We start from the raw sequence: 25,202 nt of genomic DNA on the forward strand, positions 1-25,202 counted from the left end.
CTTCAGCCTCACGCGGGGGCAAGAATTTGAGAAAATTCTTGGGCACAAACTTTCGGACGAAAGTTTGGTGTCAGACTTTCGGGGAAAGTCTGGGGGCGCAACACGAAAAAAACCCCCGCGTGTGAACGCGGGGGTTTGGATTTTTTCGCCGGTCGCGGGATCAATCGCGGCTGTCTTCGTCGATGATCGGTGCCTGATCGAACACGTCGCCCCCGACGATATCGTCGCTCGGCTGTTCGACCGGGGCGGCCAGCGCCGCGGCCTTTTCGGCCTCGATCCGGCGCGCTTCGATGACCACGTTGTCGCGGTCCGACGCCACGCGGCGCATCTGCTGGGTCGCCCCGCCGGTGCCCGCGGGGATCAAACGGCCCACGATGACGTTTTCCTTGAGGCCGACCAGCTTGTCACGCTTGCCCTGCACGGAGGCTTCGGTCAGCACGCGGGTCGTTTCCTGGAAGGATGCGGCCGAGATGAAGCTGCGGGTTTGCAGTGACGCCTTGGTGATGCCCAGCAGGATCGGTTCGCCCTTGGCCGGGCGGCCGCCCTTCGACAGCGCCTTTTCGTTGGCCGTGTCGAATTCCTGCTTGTCCACGTGTTCCCCCTTGAGAAGCGTCGTATCGCCGCTCTCCTGGATTTCCCACTTTTGCAGCATCTGGCGCACGATGACTTCGATGTGCTTGTCGTTGATCTTCACACCCTGCAGTCGGTACACATCCTGCACCTCGGCGATCATGTAATCGGCCAGCGCCTCGACGCCCATGATGGCGAGGATGTCGTGCGGCGCGGGGTTGCCGTCCATGATGTAGTCACCCTTCTGCACGAAGTCGCCTTCGGCCACGGGGATGTGTTTCCCCTTGGGCACCATGTATTCGACCTTGTGCTCCGGATCCTCCGCGGATTCGATCGCGATGCGGCGCTTGTTCTTGTAGTCCTTGCCGTAGCGCACGTAGCCGTCGATTTCCGCGATGATGGCGTGATCCTTGGGGCGGCGTGCCTCAAAGAGTTCGGCCACACGGGGCAGACCACCGGTAATGTCCTTGGTTTTGGCGCCTTCGCGCGGGATGCGCGCGATGATGTCGCCGGCCTGCACCTCGGCCTGATCCTCGACGGACAGGACCGCGTCCACGGACATCGGATAGGTGATCGGGTTGCCCGCATCGTTGCGCACAGGCTCGCCGTCCTTGTCCAGCAGGATGATCTCTGGCTTGAGCTCGTTGCCCTTGGGCGCCGCGCGCCAGTCGATCACGATCTTCTGGGTCATGCCGGTCGCATCGTCGGTCTCGTCCCTGACGGCGAGGCCTGAGACAAGATCGACGTGTTTGGCCGTACCGGCCGCTTCGGCGATGATCGGCAGGGTGTAGGGATCCCATTCGAACAGCTTGTCGCCGCGGGAGACCTGCTGGCCTTCCTTGACGTGCAGTTTGGTGCCGTAGCCGACCTTGAAGTTGGCGCGTTCTTCGCCGTGCTCATCCATGATGAACATCTTCATGTTGCGGCCCATGACCATTGTCTCGCCCGCGGAGTTCTCCAGCGTCGAGGTGTTCTCGAACGTGATCTTGCCCGCCTGGCCAGCTTCCTGGAACGACTGCTGGCCACCCTGGGCAACCCCGCCGATGTGGAAGGTCCGCATGGTCAGCTGTGTGCCCGGCTCACCGATGGACTGGGCCGCGATGATGCCGACGGCCTCACCTTGGTTGACCAGCGTACCGCGCGCGAGGTCGCGACCGTAGCACTGTGCGCACACGCCTTCTTCGGCGTCGCAGGTCAGCGGGCTGCGGATGCGCGCGGATTGCACGCCCGCCTCGTCGATCAGATCCGACAGGCGTTCGTCGATCAGTGTGCCGTGGGCGGCAAGCACCTCGTCGGTGCCGGGACGCAGGATGTCCTCGGCCACGACACGGCCCAGCAGACGCTCGGAGAGCGAGGCGACAACCTCACCGTCGTTGACAGCGGCGGTTGCGGTGATCGCGGTTTCGGTGCCGCAATCGTGCATGCGCACGATGCAGTCCTGTGCGACGTCCACCAGACGGCGGGTCAGGTAGCCCGAGTTCGCCGTTTTCAGAGCCGTATCCGACAGACCCTTGCGGGCGCCGTGGGTTGAGTTGAAGTATTCAAGAACGGTCAGACCTTCCTTGAAGTTCGAGATGATCGGCGTCTCGATGATGTCGCCGTTCGGCTTGGCCATCAGGCCGCGCATCCCGCCCAGCTGTTTCATCTGCGTGACAGAGCCACGCGCACCGGAGTGGGCCATCATGTAGACCGAATTCGGCTCCATCTCGGCGCCGTTCTCATCCCGCTTCTCGGCAGAGATCGAGCCCATCATGGCCTCGGTCACCTTGTCGTTACACTTCGACCAGGCATCGACGACCTTGTTGTACTTTTCACCCTGGGTGATCAGGCCGTCCATGTACTGCTGTTCAAAATCCTTCACCTGCTCGCGGGTCTCTTCGACCAGCGGCCATTTGGTGTCGGGGATCAGCATGTCGTCCTTGCCGAAGGAAATCCCGGCGCGGAAGGCTTCGCGGAAACCCATGGTCATGATCTGATCGCAGAAGATGACCGATTCCTTCTGACCGCAGTAGCGGTAGACGGTGTCGATGACCTGCTGCACTTCCTTCTTGCGCAGCAGACGGTTGACCAGATCGAACGGCGCCTTGGCGTTCAGCGGCAGCATCGCACCGAGGCGGACGCGACCGGGGGTCGTGTCGAAGCGCACGAGCACTTCGTTGCCTTCGTTGTCGATCTGCTTGATCCGGGCCTTGATCTTGGTGTGCAGGTGCACTTCGCCCGCGTCGAGCGCGTGCTGCACCTCGTCGACGGTGCCAAAGATCTTGCCTTCGCCCTTCATGCCCTCACGCTCAAGCGTGGTGTAGTAGAGGCCGAGGATCATATCCTGCGAGGGCACGATGATCGGCGCGCCGTTGGCGGGCGACAGCACGTTGTTCGTGGACATCATCAGAACGCGCGCTTCGAGTTGCGCTTCGAGCGAAAGCGGCACGTGCACGGCCATCTGGTCACCGTCGAAGTCGGCGTTGAACGCCGAGCAGACGAGCGGGTGCAGCTGGATCGCTTTCCCTTCGATCAGAACGGGCTCGAACGCCTGAATGCCAAGACGGTGCAGCGTGGGCGCACGGTTGAGCATGACGGGGTGTTCGCGGATGACCTCATCCAGGATATCCCAGACCTCGGGACGCTCTTTTTCAACCAGCTTTTTGGCTTGCTTGACGGTGGAGCTGAGGCCCTTTGCTTCAAGGCGCGAATAGATGAACGGTTTGAACAGCTCGAGCGCCATCTTCTTGGGCAGGCCGCACTGGTGCAGCTTCAGCTCGGGGCCGGTCACGATGACCGAACGGCCGGAGAAGTCGACGCGTTTACCCAGAAGGTTCTGACGGAAACGGCCCTGCTTGCCCTTGAGCATGTCAGACAGCGATTTCAGCGGGCGCTTGTTGGCACCGGTGATCACGCGGCCACGGCGGCCGTTGTCGAACAGCGCGTCGACGGATTCCTGCAACATCCGCTTTTCGTTGCGCACGATGATGTCGGGCGCGCGCAGCTCGATCAGGCGCTTGAGGCGGTTGTTGCGGTTGATGACGCGGCGGTAGAGATCGTTGAGATCGGATGTCGCGAAGCGGCCCCCGTCGAGCGGCACCAGCGGGCGCAGTTCCGGCGGGATCACGGGGATCACGGTCATGACCATCCACTCCGGTCGGTTGCCGGATTCCAGGAAGGATTCCACGACCTTGAGGCGCTTGATGATCTTCTTGGGCTTCAGCTCACCAGTGGCTTCCTTGAGCTCTTCGCGCAGCTGGTCGGCCTCGGCTTCGAGGTCGATCTGGCTCAGCATCTCGCGGATGGCTTCGGCGCCGATGTTGGCGGTGAAGGCGTCCATGCCAAAGGCGTCCTGCGCGTCCATGTACTCCTCTTCGGTCATCATCTGACCGTAGGTGAGGTCGGTCAGGCCCGGTTCGATCACGACGTAGTTCTCGAAATAGAGCACCCGCTCCAGATCGCGCAGGGTCATGTCGAGCATGAGGCCGATGCGGGATGGCAGGGATTTCAGGAACCAGATGTGCGCGACGGGTGAGGCCAGCTCGATATGGCCCATGCGCTCACGACGGACCTTTTGCAGCGTGACTTCGACGCCGCATTTCTCGCAGACAACGCCACGATATTTCATGCGCTTGTATTTGCCGCAGAGGCATTCGTAGTCCTTGATGGGCCCGAAGATCCGCGCGCAGAACAGGCCGTCACGCTCTGGCTTGAACGTGCGGTAGTTGATGGTCTCGGGCTTTTTGATCTCGCCGAAGGACCAGCTAAGGATGCGCTCTGGCGAGGCGAGCGAGACCTTGATCTCGTCGAAAACCTTTTGCGGTGTCAGCGGGTTAAACGGGTTGTTTGTCAGTTCCTGGTTCATTCTTTTTCCTCAAGTGTCAGAGGGTGCGGGGGAGGGTTTGAGCGCGACCCAAACTTTCTTGCGAAAGTTTGGGCACAAAGTTTGCTGGCAAACTTTGACGCGGCGCTTACTCTTCCTCCTCCGCATCCAGGAGTTCCATGTTGAGGCCCAGACCGCGGACCTCCTTGACCAGCACGTTGAACGATTCCGGGATACCGGCCTCGAAGTTGTCCTCGCCCTTGACGATGCTTTCATAGACCTTGGTCCGGCCCGCCACGTCGTCCGATTTCACCGTCAGCATTTCCTGCAAGGTGTAGGCAGCGCCGTAGGCTTCAAGAGCCCAGACCTCCATTTCCCCGAAGCGCTGACCCCCGAACTGCGCCTTACCGCCCAGCGGTTGCTGGGTGACGAGGCTGTAGGGCCCGGTTGAGCGTGCGTGGATCTTGTCGTCGACAAGGTGGTGCAGTTTCAGCAGGTACTTGATGCCGACGGTCACGGGGCGCGCGAATTGCTCGCCCGTGCGACCATCGAACAGCACCGACTGACCCGACGAGCTGAAGCCCGCGCGCACCAGTGCATCGTTCACATCCGCCTCTTTCGCGCCGTCAAAGACGGGCGTGGCGATGGGCACACCGCGGGTGACGTTGCCCGCCGCCTCGATCAGATGCTCTTCGTCCATGCCTTCGATACCTTCGGCATAGACGTCGTCCCCGTAGGCCAGCTTCATCGCTTCGCGCACGGGCGTCAGATCGCCGGAGCGGCGGTAGTCCTGCAGGGCCTCGTCGATGTTGAGACCCAGACCGCGTGCGGCCCAGCCCATGTGCGTCTCGAGGATCTGACCGACGTTCATGCGCGACGGCACGCCCAGCGGGTTGAGGCAGAAATCGACCGGCGTGCCATCGGCGAGGAACGGCATGTCCTCCATCGGCACAACCTTGGAAATCACACCCTTGTTGCCGTGACGCCCGGCCATTTTGTCGCCCGGTTGCAGCTTGCGCTTCACCGCCACGAACACTTTGACCATTTTCATCACGCCCGGGGCAGATCATCGCCGCGACGGACCTTTTCGACCTTGTCGTCGAAACGGGCGTCGAGCGCGCGCTTCTGGATCTCGTATTGCTCGTTGAGCGCCTCGACGATCTTGGCGTCATCCTCGTCCTCGAGGGCGAGCTGCCACCACTGGCCGCGGGTCAGCTGGTCGTCCAGCAGCTCTTCGGTGATGGGGCTGTTTGCCTTCACACCTTTGGGGCCTTTGACGGCGGTCTTGCCCAGAATCATCTCGCGCAGACGGGCGTAGATGTTGCGGTCCAGAATTGCCATTTCGTCGTCGCGGTCACGTGCCAGACGTTCGACCTCTTCGCGCTCGATCTGCAGGGCACGCTCGTCTTTCTCCACGCCGTGGCGGTTGAACACGCGCACTTCGACGACCGTGCCGAAATCACCGGGCTTCACGCGCAGCGAGGTGTCGCGCACGTCGGACGCTTTCTCACCAAAGATGGCGCGCAGGAGCTTCTCTTCCGGCGTCATCGGGCTTTCGCCCTTTGGGGTGATCTTGCCCACGAGAATGTCGCCCGGCTCAACGTCCGCACCGATGTAGACGATGCCCGCCTCGTCGAGGTTGCGCAGCGCTTCCTCGCCGACGTTGGGGATGTCGCGGGTGATCTCTTCCGGCCCCAGTTTGGTGTCACGGGCGGCGACTTCGAATTCCTCAATGTGGATCGAGGTAAAGACGTCGTCACGGCTGACACGCTCGGAGATCAGGATGGAGTCTTCGTAGTTGTAGCCATTCCACGGCATGAAGGCGACGACGACGTTCTTGCCGAGCGCCAGTTCCCCCATGTCGGTCGACGGACCATCGGCGATGACCTGACCTTTGCTCACCCGTTCGCCCACACGCACCAGCGGACGCTGGTTGATGCAGGTGTTCTGGTTGGAGCGCTGGAATTTGCGCATGCGGTAGATGTCGACGCCCGCATCGCCCAGCTCAAGATCTTCGGTGGCGCGGATCACGATCCGGGTGGCGTCCACCTGGTCGATCACGCCGGCGCGTTTGGCCATGTAGGCCGCGCCGGAATCGCGTGCCACGACTTCCTCGATGCCGGTGCCGACCAGCGGCGCCTCGGCCTGCAGAAGCGGAACCGCCTGACGTTGCATGTTCGATCCCATCAGGGCGCGGTTCGCGTCGTCGTTCTCAAGGAACGGGATCAGCGAGGCGGCGACGGAGACCAACTGCTTGGGCGAGACGTCGATCAGATCGACGTTTTCGATGGGTGCGAGGGTATAGTCACCCGACTGGCGGGTGTTGACCATTTCCTGCGTGAACTTGCCGTCTGCATCCAGCGACGCGTTGGCCTGCGCCACGGTGTGACGCATTTCCTCGGTCGCGGACATATAGTGCACTTCATCCGTCACCTTGGCGTCTTTCACGACGCGGTAAGGCGTTTCGATGAATCCGTATTTGTTCACGCGGGCAAAGGTCGCGAGGCTGTTGATCAGACCGATGTTCGGGCCTTCGGGCGTTTCAATCGGGCACATGCGGCCGTAGTGGGTGGGGTGCACGTCGCGCACCTCGAAACCCGCACGCTCGCGTGTCAGGCCCCCTGGCCCAAGCGCGGAGAGGCGACGCTTGTGCGTGACCTCGGACAGCGGGTTCGTCTGGTCCATGAATTGGCTCAGCTGCGAGGAGCCGAAGAATTCACGCACCGCAGCCGCGGCAGGTTTCGCGTTGATCAGATCCTGCGGCATGACCGTGTCGATCTCGACCGATGACATACGCTCCTTGATCGCGCGCTCCATGCGCAGCAGGCCCACGCGGTACTGGTTTTCCATCAGCTCACCGACGGACCGCACGCGGCGGTTGCCGAGGTGGTCGATGTCGTCGATGTCGCCGCGCCCGTCGCGCAGGTCCACGAGCGCCTTGACGCATTTCACGATGTCTTCGCGGTCGAGCGTGCGCTGCGTGTCTTCCTTGTCGAGGGCAAGACGCATGTTCATCTTCACGCGGCCAACGGCCGAGAGATCGTAACGCTCGCCGTCAAAGAACAGTGTGTCGAACAGCGCGGAGGCGGCCTCCACGGTGGGCGGCTCGCCCGGACGCATCACGCGGTAGATATCCATGAGCGCGGTGTCGCGGTTCATGTTCTTGTCCGCCGCCATGGTATTGCGCATGTAGGGGCCGACGTTGATGTTGTCGATGTCGAGCAGCGGGATCTCGGTGATGCCCGCGTCGATCAGCTCTTTCGCGGTGCCGCCGATCAGATCGCCGCCCTTGTCGTACTCAAGCGTCAGTTCATCGCCAGCCTCGACGTAGATCGCGCCGGTTTCTTCGTTGATGATGTCCTTGGCGACGAATTTGCCCTGAATGTGATCGTAGGGCAGCAGCAGCTCGGTCACCGCCCCTTCGTCGATCAGTTTCTTGACCGCACGCGGGGTGACTTTTTTACCGGCCTCGAACAGCACCTCGCCGGAGGCGGCGTCTACGATGTCGTAGGTGGGGCGGGTGCCGCGCACACGCTCGGGGAAGAACGGGGCGATCCAGCCTTTGTTCTTTTCCAGCTTGTAGGTCACGGTGTCGTAATAGGCATCCATGATGTCTTCCTGGTCGAGGCCCAGAGAGTACAGCAGGGTGGTCACCGGCAGTTTGCGACGACGGTCGATGCGCGCGAACACGATGTCCTTGGCGTCGAATTCGAAATCGAGCCAGGAGCCGCGGTAGGGAATGATCCGGCAGGCGAACAGCAGCTTGCCCGAGCTGTGCGTCTTGCCCTTGTCGTGGTCAAAGAACACACCGGGGGAGCGGTGCATCTGGGAGACGATCACCCGCTCGGTGCCGTTCACGATGAACGTGCCGTTCGGCGTCATCAGGGGCATGTCGCCCATGAACACGTCTTGTTCCTTGATATCCTTGACGGATTTGGCGCCGGTGTCTTCATCGACATCGAACACGATCAGGCGCAGCGTCACCTTGAGCGGCGCGGAATACGTCATGTCGCGCTGCTGGCATTCCTCAACGTCGTACTTGGGCTTTTCCAGCTCGTATTTGACGTATTCGAGCACGGAGGTCTCGTTGAAATCCTTGATCGGGAAGACCGACTGGAACACGCCCTGGATGCCATCGCCATCCGTGGGCGTCTCTGCATCGCCGGAGTTCAGGAAGAGATCGTAGGAAGATTTCTGAACCTCGATGAGGTTCGGCATGTCGAGGACTTCACGGATTTTGCCGTAATACTTGCGGAGACGTTTCTGACCGAGGAAACTTTGCGCCATGTGTCTGGACACCTTTCAAATTCTCACCGGCCCCACGACGCAGTTGGGCGACTGCGCGGGCGGCCATACGAGACGGCAATATCGGGGATCCATTCTCGCCACACGACCCAAAGCGCGGCACTCGATCCCCTGTTCTGCCTTGGAAAACCCCTGTAATCCAAGGGGCTTACCAAGTCAGAAATCGTACAACATGCCTTTTTCGCCGCGTGTGACTGGAGATTGTCAGACGTGGGTGGAAGGCTCCTGGCTGTACGACGGAAAAACGGCTTCGAATCAATCGAACCCGTGTGAAAAAGCTAAATAGGCGGTGAACAGGAGGAACGCAAGGGGGGCACACCCGGACAGAAGCTGTCGGGGGTTTGCCAATGCTGCGACCGAGTGTCTCCCAAAAGCGGGCGACACGTCAAGGGGTGATGCAGGGCGGGCGGTCACCCGGCGGTCTCAATGGCCTTGTTCCGGGTATGCTATGCCTTTTGTCAACGCCACGCGGTCAGCAATGCGCGACACAAGCATAGAAAAACGGCGGCCCCTCTCAGGACCGCCGCTCTCAATTTCAAAAGGTGAGTTACCCCACCTCCAACCAGCTTAGGCCAGTTCGACTTCCGCGCCAGCTGCTTCCAGCTTGCCTTTGATGTCTTCGGCTTCGGCTTTGTCGACGCCTTCTTTGATCTTGCCACCGGCTTCGACCAGGTCTTTGGCTTCTTTCAGGCCCAGGCCTGTGATGCCGCGGACTTCCTTGATCACGTTGATCTTGGAAGCGCCTGCGTTCTTGAGAACGACGTCGAATTCTGTCTTCTCTTCTTCGGCAGCACCTGCGTCTGCGGGGCCGGCCATCATCACTGCGCCGCCTGCGGCGGGCTCGATGCCGTACTCGTCCTTGAGGATGGTTTTCAGTTCTTGTGCTTCAAGCAGGGTCAGACCAACGATCTCTTCTGCCAGTTTTTTCAGATCAGCCATTTTAAGCTCTTTCCGTTAAGATGTGTGTTTTCCAGCGCAGTGCATCGGCACCACATCGGTTTGACGATTGCTTACGCAGCCTTGTCCTCGATCGTGGACAGGATGGATGCGATATTGCTTGCGGGCGCGCCAATGGCACCGGCGATGTTCGAAGCGGGGGCACCCAGCATGCCGGCGATGGTAGCAATAAGCTCCTCGCGCGAAGGCATCTTGGATACGGCTTCGACACCAGCGGTGTCCAACGCGTTCTCACCCATTGCACCACCAAGGATCACCAGCTTTGGGTTATCCTTGGAGAATTCCTGAGCAACCTTGGCAGCTGCCACGGGATCCTCGGAATAGGTCAGAACGGTCATGCCCGTCAGAAGGTCGGCGATGCTTGCGCATGGCTTTCCCTCAAGGGCGATCTTGGCGAGCCTGTTCTTGGCAACACGCACGGCCCCGCCTGCGGCACGGGCACGCGCGCGAAGGTCCTGCATTTCAGCAACTGTCAGACCGACGTAGTGGCTAACCACAACGACGCCAGAGCTTTCAAAGATCTGGCCGAGCTCTTCGACCAGCTGTTCTTTTTGTGCTCTATCCACAGTTTCACTCCAGTAAGGGAGGGTTGCCCCTCCGGCTCAGTTTTGCCGGGGGTGTCCCCGACATTTCGGGTCCTTACGGGTGGGGTGAGTGGCCTGCGGAGAGCCCGAAGGCTCAACATCAGAATTCTACCTTCCCGTCTCAGGCTGGAATTATGAAAGGTTGCCCCCTCACCGGCCGTCTCGGACGAAACGCACCGAGTGCCGACGAATCGGCTTTCGGTACACGCACGGTGTCTAGGGCGTTTGCGCGCCAAAGGAAAGAGGGTTTGCCGCACGTCCGAGGGACGCGGTTTCCGTCTCGGGGGTGAGGCCGGAAATCTCAAGCACCAGCTTGCGCCGGACCGTCGCGGCAAAGCTGTCGCGCCCTTCGGCCGTGACCATGAAGGCACCGGGGCCGCCGATGATCCGTTCTGCGTATTCCTGTTCAAGGTTCGCACCCGCGCGGCGCCCGTCCTCGGGACGCAGGATCGGCAGCGCGTTGATCGTCACCCCTGCGGCCAGAACCTGCGTGCGCGCCGAGGAAATCGAGGGGCCGGAGGAATTGCCGATACTGTCCCCGGAGAAATCAATGACCGCGCGCGGGGCGCGAATGTCGTTGCCCTGGATCAGGTCAAGCGCGGCCAGCAAGGCGCCACCGATGGCATTGCCGCCATAGACCTGCCGGGGCGGCCCGGCGAGCGCGTCGGCAAAGGCCTGCGCGCTGGCGGCGTCGCTGACCAATGTCCACGGCACCACAACGGCGGTATTGCTGGCCCATTCCACATAGGTGATCGCCACATTGCCGTAGATCGAATTGCCGATGGCCGACAGCACCGAAGGGTCGGTGATCGCCGCCGCGTAGCCCTGCCGTTGAAACGCCAGCTCTTCGGCGTCGATGGAGCCGGAGCCATCGGCGAGCAGCACCAGCTCAAGCCCTGCCTCACGCGGAGATTGCGCGCCCAGCGGTGTGGCGAGCATCAAAAAAAGGATCAGTCTGAGGACCATCCCGCGAGGTTTGACGATTTTGCCCCGTCTGGCAAGAGTTTCGCGGCCCGCCCTCCCCCTCAGGACACGGATTTGAGCCGCGGTTCTGGCCCGCGCATCTGCTGGATCAGCGCCTTGAGTTCCGTGGTCGAGATATTCTGCGTACGCGGCAGGTAGATCACGTCGCACAAATCGCGCAGGTCGTCGAATTTGCCCGCCCAATCATCCCCCATGGCAAACAGATCGACGTCATGGGCGACGATATCGGTGCGCTTTTGCGCCCAGTTTTCCTCGGCAATAACCTCATCCACGAAACGGCAGCTGCGCAGCATCTCGACGCGGTCGGCGAAGGGGACGGCCGTGACCTTGCCCTTGCCCGCATTGAATTCATCGGTGGAGCAGGCCACGATCAGGCGGTCGCCAAGGGCGGCGAGCCTCTCGAACAGGCGCACGTGGCCGACGTGGAACAGATCATAGGTGCCGTAGGTGATGACGGTACGGGGACGGCTCATTCGAACTCCTCCAGAAAATCGGCGAATTGCTGATGCGCGCGGCGCCATGGAAACTTGAACAGCGGATCGGGTGTTTGCCAGTTCTCGCCGTAGTTGCCGACAAGCATCTTTTCGGGATTTGCGGGAATGGGTTGTCCGGTGACGGCGCAGGGTTGCAGCGGCAGCACGTCCTCGCGCGCCAGATCGCCGAAACTGTGCGGGTAGATGAAAGCGCGCCCGTTCTCGAACCACGCCGGGAACAGATCGATCTGGATGCCCTCGACCGGCGTCAGCTTGTAGATCGACGCGCCCTTGTAGTTCTCTTCGTCAAAGATCCCCGCGATGCGCAACTTCTCGCGCAGGTCCCGCCATTCGCGCGCGGCCCCTTTTGGCGAGCGGGCGCGCAGGATCAGCGCAAAATCGACGTCATCGTCGTGGTCGATCAGCCGCTTGTCGCGGGTCACCCCCAGCAAGGTGCCGGAGTTGAGAAAGACCTCGTATCCGAGGTCTGCGAGCACGGAGATATGGGCGTGCACGCGCTCCCAGATCGGCCCGTGATCCAGATCGGCAAGGGTATGGCGGCGGTAGCCGTGATTGGTCAGTTGAAGCGGCGCCAGATGATCTTCGATCAGCGTCGTAAAGCTTTCGAATTGCGCCATCTCCCCGCGCGTTTCGCGGATCTCGCGCAGGTTGGCGAGGCGGCGCACGGTCTTGGAGGGTTGCGTCCGTCGCAGCACGCAAAGCGCGATCATCGCCTCGTAGAACAGCGCGCGCTTGCGGCGGTGTCCCAGGGCGCGCAATTTGTTCTGGTAGTGAATGGCGTCGAACGTCGCGTCGTTGGCTTCCAGAGCGCCAATCGCCAAGCGCCGGATTTCTTCCACACTACGCCTGTGCTCCGCGGTCGAAAGATCCGCGGACGGCCTATCATCCGTCATGGTATTCATCAAAAGTCCTGCCTGAACTGCTATGTATCTTATGCGCCTTTGCGGCGTTTATTGGGCCTGAGGATTACACAATTGGCCTATTCCCGCAATTTTTTTCGCAATTTGCGGAAGATTGAAGGCCAAAACGCAAGCGGGCACCCCCGAAGGGATGCCCGCAGGACACAGTTTGTGCTGTGTATTTACTCAGTGACGGCGTTGTCGATGGCCACTGTCACGCCGGGGCCCATGGTGGAGCTCAGCGCGATTTTCTGCATGTAGGAGCCTTTGGCGCCCGTTGGCTTGGCCTTGGCCACCGCGCCGACGAAAGCGCGGATGTTTTCGACCAGCTTGGCCTCGTCAAACGACGCTTTGCCGACGCCTGCGTGCACGACACCGCCTTTTTCCGCCTTGAACTGGACCTCACCGCCCTTGGCTGCCTTCACGGCGGCCTCGACGTCCATGGTCACGGTGCCGACCTTGGGGTTCGGCATCAGGTTGCGCGGGCCCAGCACCTTACCCAGACGGCCCACGATGGGCATCATGTCGGGGGTGGCGATGCAGCGGTCAAAGTCGATCTTGCCGGACTGCACGGTTTCCATCAGGTCTTCGGCGCCGACGATGTCGGCCCCTGCGGCTTGTGCTTCCTCGGCCTTGGGGCCACGGGCGAAGACGGCGACGCGCACGTCCTTGCCGGTGCCGTTGGGCAGACCGACGACGCCGCGGACCATCTGGTCGGCGTGGCGCGGGTCGATCCCGAGGTTCATCGCAATTTCGACGGTCTCGTCGAATTTCGCGGTGGCGTTGGCCTTGATCAGCGCGACAGCTTCTTCAACGGACAGGTTTTCCTGTGCGCCAAAGGCTTCGCGTGCGGCGCGGGTGCGTTTTCCGAGTTTTGCCATCTTACTTCACCTCGATGCCCATGGACTTGGCCGAGCCAAGGATAATCTTCATTGCCGCTTCCACGTCATTCGCGCTCAGATCGGCGGCTTTCGCCTCGGCGATTTCGCGCAGCTGCTTGGTTGTCACGGTGCCGACGGTTTCACGGCTGGGCGTTTTCGCACCCGAGTTCACCTTGGCGGCTTTTTTCAGGTAGTAGGACGCCGGCGGCGTCTTGATGTCCATCTGGAAGGACTTGTCCTGATAATAGCTGATGACGGTCGGGCATGGGGCGCCTGGCTCCATATCGGCCGTCTTGGCGTTGAACGCCTTGCAGAATTCCATGATGTTGATGCCGCGCTGACCCAGTGCTGGGCCGACCGGGGGGGAGGGGTTTGCCTGCCCCGCCTTGATCTGCAACTTCATCGTACCGACGAGTTTCTTGGCCATTGGCCTTCTCCTTTCAACACCCTCGGGTCGCGACCCTTCGGGATATGTGTTGCGTGGTCCGGTCCGGGCGCCGCGGCCCCCTCGCCTCCCACGATGTGAATCGCCCCGAGAGACGATTGGGGCTGGATACCGAGCCCGTGCGCGTTTTGCAAGAGGTGTCAGGCGCGCAGACGCACCGGCGCGGGCGCATCATAGCGCGCTTCAAGCGTCTCAAGCGCCTCGTGCACATGTGTCACGTCGAGCGTTGCAAGCTCTTCCGGCGGCAACTTCCACCACTGCGTGGCCAGCAATCGCTGCACCGTCTCCTCGTCAAAGCGGTAGCGGATGAGGCGGGCGGGCGATCCGCCGACGATCGCGTAGGGTGGCACGTCTTTTGTCACCACCGATCCGCCGCCCACAATCGCGCCGTGGCCGATGCTGACACCCGCGTTGATGATTGCCAGCGACCCGATCCAGACGTCGGACCCGATGGTGGTGGGGGCGTATTGCTCAAACGCGGTTTGCGGGAAAAGGTCGCTTTGTTCGGGGAAATGCTGTTCTACCGCAAAGAACGCGGGGTTGCTCGTGAGCCAGCCGACAGGATGCATCGGCGCCCCGATCTCGCAGCCCTTTCCGATGGAGCAGTAGCGGCCCACGGCGGTCTGCGGAAACAGCGTTGTGCGGTCATTGACCATGGTGAACTGCCCGATCCGGCACGCCTCGCGCACGCGGACGGCGCCGAAAAAGCGTACGGGTGCTTCGATCCGGGCGCATGGCTCCACGGTCGCTCGCTTGGGGATGTAACTTTTCATCACTGGTCTCGCACTATCGCGGGGCGCCTGAACGCGTCCCCGTACGAGAATGGTGCAAAATCATTCAGCCGATATTAAGGCGATTGTTTGATGATCGGAAACGGTGAGGGGCATGGATCTGCGCAGGCGGCGGGCGGATAAGAAAAGGCGCCGCCTTTCAGCAAGGGGCGCCTTCCTCAGTTCTTTTGTGACAGGCCAGAGCGTTTGCCGGGCCGATGGCCCGGACCGTGTTTCACCCCTGTTTGTTCACCTGGGTGAAGTCGAGTTCGACCGGGGTTTCGCGGCCAAAGATCGACACCATGACCTTGAGCTTCTGGTTGTCGTCGTCCACGCCCTCGACCGTTCCGTCGAAATCCTCGAACGGGCCATCGGCCACTTTGACTTTTTCGCCGATTTCGAAGTGGATGAGCGTGCGGGGGGCTTCCTCGCCCTCCTGAACGCGGCCCAGGATCGCCTCGACCTCAGCGTCGCGCATGGGCATCGGACGGCCCTGCGGGCCAAGAAACCCGGTGACGCGGTTGATCGAGTTGATCAGGTGATAGCCCTGATCGGACATTTCCATATGCACCAGCACGTAGCCCGGCATAAAGCGTCGCTCGGTCGTGACTTTCTTGCCGCGACGGACCTCGATCACCTCTTCGGTAGGGACCAAGACCTCGTCGATCTGATCCTCAAGCGCGTGCTCGGCCACGGATGTGCGGATCTGCTCTGCGATCTTTTTCTCGAAGTTCGACAGGACGCTGACCGAATACCACCGTTTTGCCATCTGAACTCACCGCCCTTTTATCTGTGCGGGGCCCGCCCGCGAAATCTGTTTCGGCGCGGAACCCGTCGCGCCACCCGCCAGAGACAAAAAATCGGCGCGCAACTCGATTCGCCGCACGCCCTGCCCTCGTTGCGCTGCGGGGTAGCCCACACGTCCGGGGGAATCAAGTCTTTGCCGGGGAAAAACGCCCGCGCCCGAAGGATCAGCCGAAGGTGTTGAGCACGTATTGCAGGCCGCCGCGGATCACGATGTCGACCAGCGCAAAGAACACCGCCGTCAGCGCCGCAAGGATGAATACCATCACCGTCGTCAGCATGACCTCGCGCCGCGTGGGCCATACGACCTTGGCAACCTCCGCACGGACCTGCTGGATGAACTGAAGGGGGTTTGTGGTGGCCATGTGCAATATCCCGTCGCTTGCGTTCATCAGCATCTATCCGCTGGGCGCGCGCGTTTCAAGGCTGCTGTATGCGGCCCTCAGGCGGCATCCTCGCGCAGGCCCGACAGCCGCCGCGCCATGGCCTCGTCGTGGCGGGCCTCTGCTGCGGCGAGCTCGCCCAGATCGGGAAGGTAGAGGCCGTCGACTGTGCCCTCTGGAAAGCGGTCGAGAAAGCCGTCCCAGCGCACGGCAAAGGCATCGAGACGCGCGTGCAGGACCGCCGCCCGTGCGGGACGGTGCCGACCGTACCAGCGCAGCAGTTTCGAGATTCCCTGCCAGAAACCGTCAAAGCCCATGATCAGAAACACGCCGGTCATGACAAACAGCGTCAGGAAGACGATCCCGACCACAAGCCAGGGGCGCATCACGACCAGCAATACCAGCGCCGCAAGGGCGATGTGGCGCGGTGTGGGGCGATAGGACAGCAGACGGCTTTGAGCGGCGTCGGATTGCACGGACTTTGTCGCGGCCGGGGGCGGCCCCGCCTGCGGCGCGGCGGAAAGGGCGGCGGGCTTGCGACTTGGCAAAGACAGGCGCGGCAGGGAAAACCGCCGCTTGGTGCGTACGGGTGCGGCATCCGGCTCGGGCGGGAGCATATCCTCCTGCGCCGGGGCCGTCAGACGTGGCAGAACCTGCGCTTTGCGGAACTTGCGCGTGGGTTTTTGCGGCGCGATGCCGGCGGGAGCTGGCGCAGAGGCGGGGGCGGTCGCGGCCTGTGGTGCGCGGGCCTCCTCCATGGTTGGCTGATTGTCGATCATCGTGCGGATCGCGGCGAGGGCATCGGAATCGAGTTCGATCGCGTCGATCTCGGTGTCGTGCGGCGAAGCGGCTTTGGCTTGGGTCATGGGTGGGGCGTCCATTTCGCTGAAAATCAGATTTTCTGGTGCGATGGAAATGCGGCGCGGCCATGGACGAAACGCGGCAAGAATGCGCCGCTTTTTCGCAGCGCGACACAGTCGGATCAGCACGTCAGGATTGTTCACCCTGAAGCGACAAATACCGTCGTTTCGCAAATGTGAGGAATGTGGCGTGCGCCAGTCCGGTGACTGGCAGGGGCTGAGGGACTCGAACCCACGACCCTCGGTTTTGGAGACCGATGCTCTACCAACTGAGCTAAACCCCTACGCCGGGATGTGACTAGAGCCATTCGCGCGCGGGATCAAGACCCGCCCGCCTCTTTTCGTGCGGGACGGAACCGAAGGCGACCGCGCGCCGTTGTGTCGATAACGGAAACGCATAACCGAAAGGAATTTCACAATGGCTTTCGATACACTTCACGACGTCTACCATGACCAACTTCAAGACCTCTACAGCGCGTGCAAACAGTCGCTGGAGGCAACGACCGCCCTGGGCCGCGCCGCCGAGGACAAGCACCTCAGCGAGGCGCTGATCGCCGGTGCCAATGGCATTAGTGACGGGATGGACAAGCTGAAATCGCTCTGTGCCGAGCATGACATCGACCCGGAGGGCGAGAAATGCAAAGGCATGCAAGGTTTGGTGACCGAAGCGCATGCCCACGCGCTTGACCCCGAATTTGCCGATGCGGAGCTGCGCGATGCGGTCATCATCACGCAGTATCAGCGCATGGTGCACTATGCGCTGGCAGGGTACGGCAGCGCGGCTGCCTTTGCCAACCGGCTGGATCTGGATGGCGACGCAGCGGTGCTTCAGGGCCTGCTGGACGAAACCTACGACGGAGATCGCCGCATGACCGAGATTGCGACCAAGGGCGGCATCAACAAGAAAGCCGCTTAAGCTTTACGCTTGAAAAAAGCCCCCGCCATCGCGCGGGGGCTTTTTTTGTGTGCGGCGCTCAGGCGGCGGTGCGCGGTCGGACAAAATCCGGTGATTGCACGATGCCCTTGTCAAAAAGCTGCGCGATTTCGGTGTCGGTCATGCCGACCACATCCCCAAGCACCTCTTCGGTATGCGCGCCAAGCGCGGGCGCGGGTTGCGGCGCCTTGCGCGGGCCGCTCGAAAAGGTCATCGGCGCGCCCGGCACCGGGAAGCGACCCGCACCGGGCTGATCAATCTCGCGGAACATCGGGTTTGCGGGAGACAGGTCCGCATCTTCGGCGACGGCCCGTTTGAGGGTGCGAAACCGCGACCACGTCAACCCCATCTTGTCGAACAGCGGCGCGATTTCGGTGATCGCGCGCAGGGCGAACCACGGCTTGAGGATCTCGGTGATCTCATGGCGCAGCCGCCAACGGGTGCCCTCGTCGCGCAGGCTGGCACCCGTGCGGCTTTCCAGATGGGCCATGGCGTCTGCCGTTTCGGTCACTTTGACCAACCCCGTCCACTGCCGCCCGGTCAGACCGATCACCATCACCCGCTCGCCATCGGCGCAGAGAAAATCCTGACCGTACGCACCGTAGAGCGCGTTGCCCGATTTGCCGCGCGCCGCGTCGCCCAGAACCGCATCGCCGATCATACCCAGATGGCCCATGGCCGCCGCCGCGACATCCTTGAGCGCCAGCTCGACCTCCTGCCCCTTGCCATGGCGCAGGCGGTGCCGTTCGGCTGCCAGCAGCGAGGTGACGCAAAGGTTGCCCGCGATCAAATCCCATGCGGGTATCGCATTCGCGACAGGGTCCGCATGGCCCTCGGGGCCGGTGATGTCCGGCACGCCAAGCGCCGGGTTCACGGTGTAATCAACCTGCGGGCGCCCGTGGCGGTCACCGGTCAGGGTGACAGTGATCAGATCCTCACGGAAGGTGCGCAGCGTGTCGTAATCCATCCAGCCGCGCACCCGCAGATTGGTCAGGAACAGCCCCGCGTCCTCGCCCGGTGCGGTGACGATCCGCGTCACCAATTCGCGCCCCTCGTCAGATTTCATATCCACAGCGACCGAGCGTTTACCCTTGTTGAGCCCGGCCCAGAACAGGCTTTGCCCCGAGGGTGCCAGCGGCCAGCGCCCTGCATCAAGGCCGCCTTCGATCCGGTCAAAGCGGATCACATCCGCCCCCATCTGCGCCAGCGTCATCCCCGCAAGCGGGACCGCCACAAAGGCCGATCCTTCGACGACCCGCATGCCTTTCAGAATATGTGTCATCTCAAATCTCCCAGATTGCGCGGGCGTGCATGCCCTGATGTGTGTCGTTGGCGACCGTGCTCAGCGACCATTCCGCGTCGGATGCCTTTTGCAGCGCCAGCGCAACCGTGTCGGAGGCAAAGACCGGGTGCAGACCCCGAAACGAGAACATCGACGGCGCGCGGCCGCGGTGGCGGGTTGCCAGATCCATCAGCAACGTCGCCTGAAGCGGTCCGTGCACCACCAGGTCGGGATAGTGTTCGACCTCTTGCGTGTAGGGCAGATCGTAGTGGATCCGGTGTGCATTAAAGGTGATCGCAGAGTAGCGGAAAAGCAGCGGGGGGCTGATCATCACAGGCTCGGTCGCGTCTGCGTCAAAGGGCGCAGTTGGTTTGGGGGCGCGAAACCGCTCCGGGATCTGGAGATAGACGATATCCTGACGTTCGCGGATGGCCAGCCCTGCCTCGCCCGCGATCTCATGCTCGAGCGTCACAAAAACCATGTCGCCCGCCGCGCCGGATTTCTCCGACACACCGGCAATGCGGGTTTCACGGGTGAGCCGCTCGCCCACGTGCAGAGGGCGCAAAAACTCCAGGGCACCGCCGGCCCACATCCGTCGGTTCAGACGCACGGGCGGCAGGAAATCCCCGGGCCGCGGGTGCCCGTCCGGCCCCAGATCAGCCATCTCAGCCGTCGGCCTGAAGGCGCACCAATGCCACAGCGCAGGCAGGCGGTCCCCCTCGCGCAGCGGACCCCCGCCAAGTGTGGCGCGCGCCGTCTGCGCCGTGGCGAAATCCACGCCGCCGGTCGTGATTTCACGACGGTCGATCCATGCTGACAGGTTGATCTGATCCATGTGACGTCCTCCCCTTATCCAGTCAGATGGTGGGGGAATATACAAAAAATCAAGCGTTTTTAATGCGTTAACGGTAGACAGCGGTATACAATGGCGCGTCTTGCCGCGCGTGCAGCGTCAATCATACGTTGAATTTGCTCACGCTTTTGCGCATCGCAGGGGGAACGCTGCGATGCAGCAACGAGATGACTTATTTTTGGGCGCTTCCCGGCGGGGTACGCGCAACAGAGGCGAGCCCGGCAACATCGCCGCCGCAGATGAGCGCTTCATGCGCGAGGATCATCTCGATCGGCCAGTCCCACCAGGCGATGCGGTTCAGCGTCGCGATCTCCTCAGACGTGAACCGCATGCGCAGGATCCGGGCCGGGTTTCCCGCGACGATGGCATAGTCGGGGATATCACCGGCGACGACCGCTCCGGCCCCGACGATCACGCCGTTTCCAATGCGTGTCCCCGGCAGGATCCGCGCCCCCTGCCCGATCCAGACATCATGCCCCACGGTGGTATCCTGACCGGCGGCAGGCAGCGAGGGGCGGTTCTCCATCGGTGCATCGTCGAAGATCGCGAAGGGAAAACTGGAGATGCCGTCAAAGCGGTGGTTCGCCGACGCAGTGATGAACTGCACCCCGTCCGCGATCTGGCAGAACTGCCCCAAGATGAGCTGCTCGGGACTGAAATCATACAGATAGGGTGCAAGATGCGCGGCCCAATCGCCGGGCGGCTGGTGCGCGCTGGCGTAGCTGCAGCGCCCCACGGTGACGCGCGGATGGTCGATGACATCCGCGAGAAAAACTGTCCCGGGGCGCAGCGCGGCATCTGAGAGGGTCTGTGCGTGCATCGGGGCGGCTCCGGTATAGATGGCTGCTGTCGTTTTTGACGCAAGGCACGCGCGGAAGCAAACGGGGCCTCAAAGTTTGCCTGCAAACTTTGGGCGCAAATCTTCTGTGAAGATTTGGCGGCGCGGGGGGATGGGAGGCGGCCATGCGATGTGTTTGCGCGGTTGCCCTCTCGTGACAAAGGCCGCCTCATTGAGGCGGCCTTTGCACTGTCGGGTTCGCGCACCGGCCCTATGGGCCGCTACGCTTACTCTGTAATCTTCGAGACGACCCCCGCACCCACTGTCCGGCCACCTTCACGGATGGCGAAGCGCAGGCCCTGCTCCATCGCGATCGGCGCGATCAGCTCGACGTCGAACTTCAGGTTGTCGCCCGGCATCACCATCTCGGTGCCCTCGGGCAGCTGAACCGTGCCGGTCACGTCCGTCGTGCGGAAGTAGAACTGCGGGCGGTAGTTCGCGAAGAACGGCGTGTGACGGCCGCCTTCCTCTTTGGTGAGGATGTAGGCTTCGGCTTCGAACTTGGTGTGGGGCTTCACGGAAGCCGGCTTGCACAGAACCTGGCCACGCTCGACGCCTTCACGGTCGATGCCGCGCAGCAGCGCGCCGATGTTGTCGCCCGCTTCACCGCGGTCCAGCAGCTTGCGGAACATTTCCACGCCCGTGCAGGTCGTCTTCTTGGTGTCGCGGATGCCGACGATTTCGATCTCGTCGCCCACGTTGATCACGCCACGCTCGACGCGACCCGTCACAACGGTCCCGCGGCCGGAGATCGAGAACACGTCCTCGACCGGCATCAGGAACGGCATGTCCACCGCGCGCTCGGGCGTCGGGATGTACTCGTCCACGGCCGCCATCAGCTTGCGGATCGCCTCTTCGCCGATCTCGGGGTTGTCGCCGTTCATCGCCGCCAGCGCGGAGCCGGGGATGATCGGGATGTCGTCGCCGGGGTACTCGTAGGAGGACAGCAGCTCACGGATTTCCATTTCGACGAGCTCGAGCAGCTCCTCATCGTCGACCTGGTCGACTTTGTTCATGAAAACAACCATGTAGGGGATGCCAACCTGGCGACCCAGCAGGATGTGCTCACGCGTCTGGGGCATCGGGCCGTCGGCCGCGTTCACCACCAGGATCGCGCCGTCCATCTGCGCCGCACCGGTGATCATGTTCTTGACGTAGTCCGCGTGGCCGGGGCAGTCGACGTGCGCGTAGTGGCGCGTGTCGGTCTCATACTCGACGTGCGCCGTCGAAATCGTGATCCCGCGCGCTTTCTCCTCGGGCGCGCCGTCAATCTGGTCGTACGCCTTGAAGTCGCCGAAGTACTTCGTGATCGCCGCCGTCAGCGTCGTCTTGCCGTGATCCACGTGACCAATCGTTCCGATGTTCACGTGCGGCTTGTTACGTTCAAACTTTTCCTTTGCCATGGTGGCGCCCTTCCAAATTGCAGGGGGCCCCAACTGGCCCCGAATTCCGTATGGCGCGCGGCATATTTGGTCTGGGAGGCAAAATCAAGCGGGTCTTGCGCGTGGGGCGGCGATTTGCGCGGCGCGGCCCTAGCCTTCGGTGGCCTCAGCTTCCGCCGGGGCCTCTGCCGCCGGGAAGCCACGATCAAACCAGCGCTCTTCCTTGTTGCGCGCAACAAGGTAGTTCTCGATCTGTTTGACCGCGTTCTGGCTGAGGTTCTTGAACTGCTCTTCAGCGGATTTGGTATAGCCCGAGCCAACCAGCGGCCCCTGATCGAGCGATTCCAGCACCGTGATCTGATGCGCCTTCGGCGTAAGCTTTTCGTTGCGCGCATCGTCCCAGACACTGAGGCGGATGATCATCGCGGATTTGGGCGCGGCAACCACGGGCACGCCCGGCGGGGCGAGGAAATAGCTCTCGATCGAGATGCCAAAGTGGTAGAGCCCCGTGCCCTCGTAGCGGGCGAACCGCTCGGCCACGGCCTCTTGTAGCATTGTCTGCATCACTTCCTTGTCGAGCTCCCGGCTCAGCGGCACTTTCTGCGTTTTGGGGGTCACGACGATGTTATGGCCCAGCTTGAAATCGCCCAGCGGCACGGCGGGGCCTGCCAGATCGCGCGCGCCGTTACAGGCGGCGAGAACGGCGCAAAGCAGCAAAACAGCGGATAGACGGATCATCTGGGCGGCCCCCTCAGCACTCGACCGCCTTGGGATAGCGCAGGGCCGCGCCCGGCGCAATGCGGCGCGGTCTAGTCGCACACGGCCTTGAGGTTGGCCCATTCCGCATCGGTCAGGATGTCGCCGTAGGACGCGTCGGGGTCGGCGGCGGCACGGGCGGCGTCGATGCGACTGCCCAGCGTGGGGTGGCTCACAAAATGCGACACCACCCCTTCGGTGTCGCCGTATTCATCGCGCAGCCGCGCGAACATGTCGCCAAGGGCGGCCGGAGAGATCCCGGCCTCTTCCAACGCGCCGTAGGCGTAGGTATCGGCGCCCGTCTCGGCGTCCTGCGCGTAGCGGGCCGATATCAGCTGTTCGGTGAGGAACAAGACCACCGCGCCCCCGGCAAAATCCCCGAACATCAGGCCAAGGATCCCGATAGAACCCGCCGAGCGCAGCGCGTGGCGGGTGGGGTCGCGGTTGACCACATGGCCCAACTCATGCGCCATCACGGCGGCGACCTCATTGGGGCTTTCGGCGGCGTCGATCAGCCCGTCGAAGAACACGACGAATCCCCCCGGCAGGGCAAAGGCATTGACCATCTCGTGATCGAGCACAAAGACCGTCGGCCCGTCTTCGGCATCCGGGTCCGCGCCCAGCGCGCGCACCATCTTGTCGAGCGCGGCAAGACCGGGATCATAGTCGCAGGTCGCCAGCGGCGGCAGGCCGGTGCCCGCAAGCGCCTGGCGGATTTGCGCGAATGTCGCCTCGCCCAGCGCGCGTTCGCCCGCGGGGGGTACGAACACCGCAAGCCGGTCGGCAAGCAGCGGGATCAGCACGCCGATTTGCAGCGCCACCGCCAGCACCGCCGCCCCGGCCCAGGCCGCGAGCCGCAGGCGCCCCTTTGGCGGCGCACGGCGGGTCAGATGCGGCATGGCGCGCGCCACATCCGGGTTGCGCAAATGCAGGCGCGCCATCGGATCGTTCGTCCAGCGCAGCACCATGCTGTCGTTGCCCGCGATATCGTCGAGGCGACGGATGTCGCGCAGCGGCCACAGAACCGTATCCCCCTCACCGCCGGGAAAGGCGATCTCGAGCGTGCCTGCCGCCTGATCCACGCGCAGCGCCACGTCGCGGGGCAGCGGCACATCACCGTCGAAATAGGCGCTGGAGCGCGAATCAAAGCGGTAGGCCGCGGGGGGCGGACGGGAGGGCAGATCGGTCATATCGCGGCCCCCAGATCCAACGCTTCGGCAAAGCCTTCGGCCTCGGCGAATTCATCGCGCGCGACCTGACTCACGCCCGCCAGACCCGCGACATTCTCAAGGCTGAGCGTGACGGCCATGTGGCGCATCAGCGGGTAGGTGACAAAGGTGTGGTGCAGCACGTTCCACAACAGGAATACCCCCAGATACAGGACCGCCACCACGGCAATCGAGAGCCAGCGCGGCAGGGCCGCCAACGGGTCGGCGCCGTTCACCTGTGATTCAAGGAATGTGTCAAAGCCGATCAGGCCAAGCCCCAGAAACACCACAAGGATCAGCCCGAAGACAAGGCTCAGATAGGCCAGCGTCGTGCCCAGCGTATAGATCATCGATACCCGCAGCCCCTTGAGGGTCGAGCGCAGGCGCACGCCCAGCGCCGACTTGTGATTGGCGAGGATGCGCTTGCTGACAAAGCGGTAGTGCACCGCGCCATAGATCAGCGCCGCCAGCAGCGGCAGCGCCAGAAACAGCCGCCCCGGCGCGTTGAGTGCGACAAAAAACGCGGGATCGGCGGTCAGCGGATCAAACTGCTCCAGCAGGGTATCGAGCGAGGCGTCACCGCCCGGATAGACCGGCGCGAAATAGATCACCCACAGCGCCCACAGACCCGTCGCCAGTAGGGCGGCGACAAAGGGCCATGTGGCGGGGATCAGCATTTGCCAGCGCCCCTCCTGCCGCAAATGGGCGGAGCCGAAGAACGTGCGGTCGGTCTTGTATTTCTCCAGCCAGAACGTCATGCGCGGCCACAGGACGCCCAGCGTGCAGAGCGTCAGCACCCAATGCACCAGCGCACGCCAGGCATAGCCCCAGGCCCCCGGCTCCAGCCCGAAACGCACGCTGCGCCAGCGGGTGCGCCCCAGCACGTAGCGCCGCGCGCGGTATTGCGCATAGAACCACAGCGGCACCACGCCGATGAAGCTGCCCGCGTAGCCGATGAACGCGCTTTGAAAGACCGAGAAGCTGACGAACATCAGCGCAAGGTTCACGATGCCGATGTAGAACGTCAGGATCACCACGGCGATGAAAAAGCCCAACAGCTTCTCCCAAGGATCGCCCACGTATTCCAGCGGATGACCACCGGGGCGGATCGCCGACCAGTACCAGCGGCGCAGGCGGGTTTTCATCCAAAAGCGGTAAAAGCCCAGCGTCAGGATCGACCAAAAGCCGGTTTTCAACGCCAGCCAGAACAG

The 25,202-nt window shown here is 62.6% G+C and carries 20 protein-coding genes, 1 tRNA gene and 1 pseudogene; 1 reads left to right on the top strand and 21 read right to left on the bottom strand.

Annotation, left to right across the window (positions count from 1 at the left end):
• Nucleotides 1–160 precede the first annotated feature (160 nt).
• The 14 genes and pseudogenes from rpoC to KDD17_RS12255 form a co-directional block, all read right to left on the bottom strand.
• Nucleotides 161–4,414, bottom strand: a complete 4,254-nt coding sequence (gene rpoC / locus KDD17_RS12190) for a DNA-directed RNA polymerase subunit beta' (RefSeq protein WP_212703912.1) — start codon at nucleotides 4,412–4,414, stop codon at nucleotides 161–163.
• Between the two features lie 106 nt (nucleotides 4,415–4,520).
• Nucleotides 4,521–8,659 (bottom strand): annotated as a pseudogene (rpoB, locus tag KDD17_RS12195) (DNA-directed RNA polymerase subunit beta).
• 585 nt (nucleotides 8,660–9,244) lie between these two features.
• Nucleotides 9,245–9,616: a 50S ribosomal protein L7/L12 gene (rplL, locus tag KDD17_RS12200; protein WP_212703913.1), complete on the bottom strand. Its 372-nt coding sequence runs from the start codon at nucleotides 9,614–9,616 to the stop codon at nucleotides 9,245–9,247.
• 71 nt (nucleotides 9,617–9,687) lie between these two features.
• Nucleotides 9,688–10,200, bottom strand: a complete 513-nt coding sequence (gene rplJ / locus KDD17_RS12205; protein ID WP_212703914.1) for a 50S ribosomal protein L10 — start codon at nucleotides 10,198–10,200, stop codon at nucleotides 9,688–9,690.
• A 234-nt stretch (nucleotides 10,201–10,434) separates the two neighbouring features.
• Nucleotides 10,435–11,184, bottom strand: coding sequence for a DUF1194 domain-containing protein (locus tag KDD17_RS12210; protein WP_212703915.1), 750 nt, complete (start codon nucleotides 11,182–11,184; stop codon nucleotides 10,435–10,437).
• Nucleotides 11,185–11,243: 59 nt separating this feature from the next.
• Complete coding sequence (locus tag KDD17_RS12215) at nucleotides 11,244–11,675, bottom strand: adenylyltransferase/cytidyltransferase family protein (protein ID WP_212703916.1); 432 nt, start codon at nucleotides 11,673–11,675, stop codon at nucleotides 11,244–11,246.
• The gene (locus KDD17_RS12220) at nucleotides 11,672–12,517 is read right to left on the bottom strand and encodes a LicD family protein (protein ID WP_212703917.1); all 846 of its coding nucleotides are present in this window, start codon (nucleotides 12,515–12,517) and stop codon (nucleotides 11,672–11,674) included. Before KDD17_RS12220 ends, KDD17_RS12215 begins: the two co-directional genes overlap by 4 nt.
• A gap of 260 nt (nucleotides 12,518–12,777) precedes the next feature.
• A complete protein-coding gene (gene rplA, locus KDD17_RS12225; RefSeq protein WP_212703918.1) occupies nucleotides 12,778–13,476 on the bottom strand; it encodes a 50S ribosomal protein L1 in 699 nt (232 codons plus the stop codon).
• A gap of 1 nt (nucleotide 13,477) precedes the next feature.
• The gene (gene rplK / locus KDD17_RS12230) at nucleotides 13,478–13,903 is read right to left on the bottom strand and encodes a 50S ribosomal protein L11 (protein ID WP_212703919.1); all 426 of its coding nucleotides are present in this window, start codon (nucleotides 13,901–13,903) and stop codon (nucleotides 13,478–13,480) included.
• A gap of 158 nt (nucleotides 13,904–14,061) precedes the next feature.
• Nucleotides 14,062–14,694 carry a CatB-related O-acetyltransferase gene (locus KDD17_RS19025; RefSeq protein WP_212703920.1) on the bottom strand — a complete coding sequence of 211 codons (633 nt, stop codon included), beginning with the start codon at nucleotides 14,692–14,694 and terminating at the stop codon, nucleotides 14,062–14,064.
• 232 nt (nucleotides 14,695–14,926) lie between these two features.
• The gene (nusG, locus tag KDD17_RS12240; protein ID WP_212703921.1) at nucleotides 14,927–15,460 is read right to left on the bottom strand and encodes a transcription termination/antitermination protein NusG; all 534 of its coding nucleotides are present in this window, start codon (nucleotides 15,458–15,460) and stop codon (nucleotides 14,927–14,929) included.
• Nucleotides 15,461–15,662: 202 nt separating this feature from the next.
• Nucleotides 15,663–15,860, bottom strand: coding sequence for a preprotein translocase subunit SecE (gene secE, locus KDD17_RS12245; protein WP_212703922.1), 198 nt, complete (start codon nucleotides 15,858–15,860; stop codon nucleotides 15,663–15,665).
• Between the two features lie 77 nt (nucleotides 15,861–15,937).
• The gene (locus KDD17_RS12250) at nucleotides 15,938–16,744 is read right to left on the bottom strand and encodes a hypothetical protein (RefSeq protein WP_212703923.1); all 807 of its coding nucleotides are present in this window, start codon (nucleotides 16,742–16,744) and stop codon (nucleotides 15,938–15,940) included.
• 202 nt (nucleotides 16,745–16,946) lie between these two features.
• A tRNA-Trp gene (locus KDD17_RS12255) sits at nucleotides 16,947–17,022 on the bottom strand.
• A 134-nt stretch (nucleotides 17,023–17,156) separates the two neighbouring features.
• Here KDD17_RS12255 and KDD17_RS12260 point away from each other — a divergent pair.
• Complete coding sequence (locus tag KDD17_RS12260) at nucleotides 17,157–17,654, top strand: DUF892 family protein (RefSeq protein ID WP_212703924.1); 498 nt, start codon at nucleotides 17,157–17,159, stop codon at nucleotides 17,652–17,654.
• Nucleotides 17,655–17,712: 58 nt separating this feature from the next.
• Here KDD17_RS12260 and KDD17_RS12265 read toward each other — a convergent pair whose 3' ends face one another.
• From KDD17_RS12265 to KDD17_RS12295, 7 genes are all read right to left on the bottom strand, one after another.
• Nucleotides 17,713–18,954 carry a CoA transferase gene (locus tag KDD17_RS12265; protein WP_212703925.1) on the bottom strand — a complete coding sequence of 414 codons (1,242 nt, stop codon included), beginning with the start codon at nucleotides 18,952–18,954 and terminating at the stop codon, nucleotides 17,713–17,715.
• 1 nt (nucleotide 18,955) lies between these two features.
• Nucleotides 18,956–19,789 carry an HTD2 family dehydratase gene (locus KDD17_RS12270; RefSeq protein WP_212703926.1) on the bottom strand — a complete coding sequence of 278 codons (834 nt, stop codon included), beginning with the start codon at nucleotides 19,787–19,789 and terminating at the stop codon, nucleotides 18,956–18,958.
• 190 nt (nucleotides 19,790–19,979) lie between these two features.
• Nucleotides 19,980–20,627 (bottom strand): CatB-related O-acetyltransferase, encoded by a 648-nt coding sequence (locus KDD17_RS12275; RefSeq protein WP_212703927.1) that lies wholly within the window; start codon nucleotides 20,625–20,627, stop codon nucleotides 19,980–19,982.
• Nucleotides 20,628–20,872: 245 nt separating this feature from the next.
• Nucleotides 20,873–22,048 carry an elongation factor Tu gene (tuf, locus tag KDD17_RS12280; RefSeq protein WP_212703905.1) on the bottom strand — a complete coding sequence of 392 codons (1,176 nt, stop codon included), beginning with the start codon at nucleotides 22,046–22,048 and terminating at the stop codon, nucleotides 20,873–20,875.
• 129 nt (nucleotides 22,049–22,177) lie between these two features.
• Nucleotides 22,178–22,765 carry a hypothetical protein gene (locus tag KDD17_RS12285; protein WP_254796791.1) on the bottom strand — a complete coding sequence of 196 codons (588 nt, stop codon included), beginning with the start codon at nucleotides 22,763–22,765 and terminating at the stop codon, nucleotides 22,178–22,180.
• Between the two features lie 71 nt (nucleotides 22,766–22,836).
• A complete protein-coding gene (locus KDD17_RS12290) occupies nucleotides 22,837–23,973 on the bottom strand; it encodes a M48 family metallopeptidase (protein ID WP_212703928.1) in 1,137 nt (378 codons plus the stop codon).
• Nucleotides 23,970–25,202: a DUF898 family protein gene (locus KDD17_RS12295; RefSeq protein WP_431358156.1), complete on the bottom strand. Its 1,233-nt coding sequence runs from the start codon at nucleotides 25,200–25,202 to the stop codon at nucleotides 23,970–23,972. The genes KDD17_RS12290 and KDD17_RS12295 overlap by 4 nt, the downstream gene beginning before the upstream one ends.

Source organism: Sulfitobacter albidus (genome assembly GCF_018200035.1).
Lineage (GTDB): Bacteria > Pseudomonadota > Alphaproteobacteria > Rhodobacterales > Rhodobacteraceae > Sulfitobacter > Sulfitobacter albidus.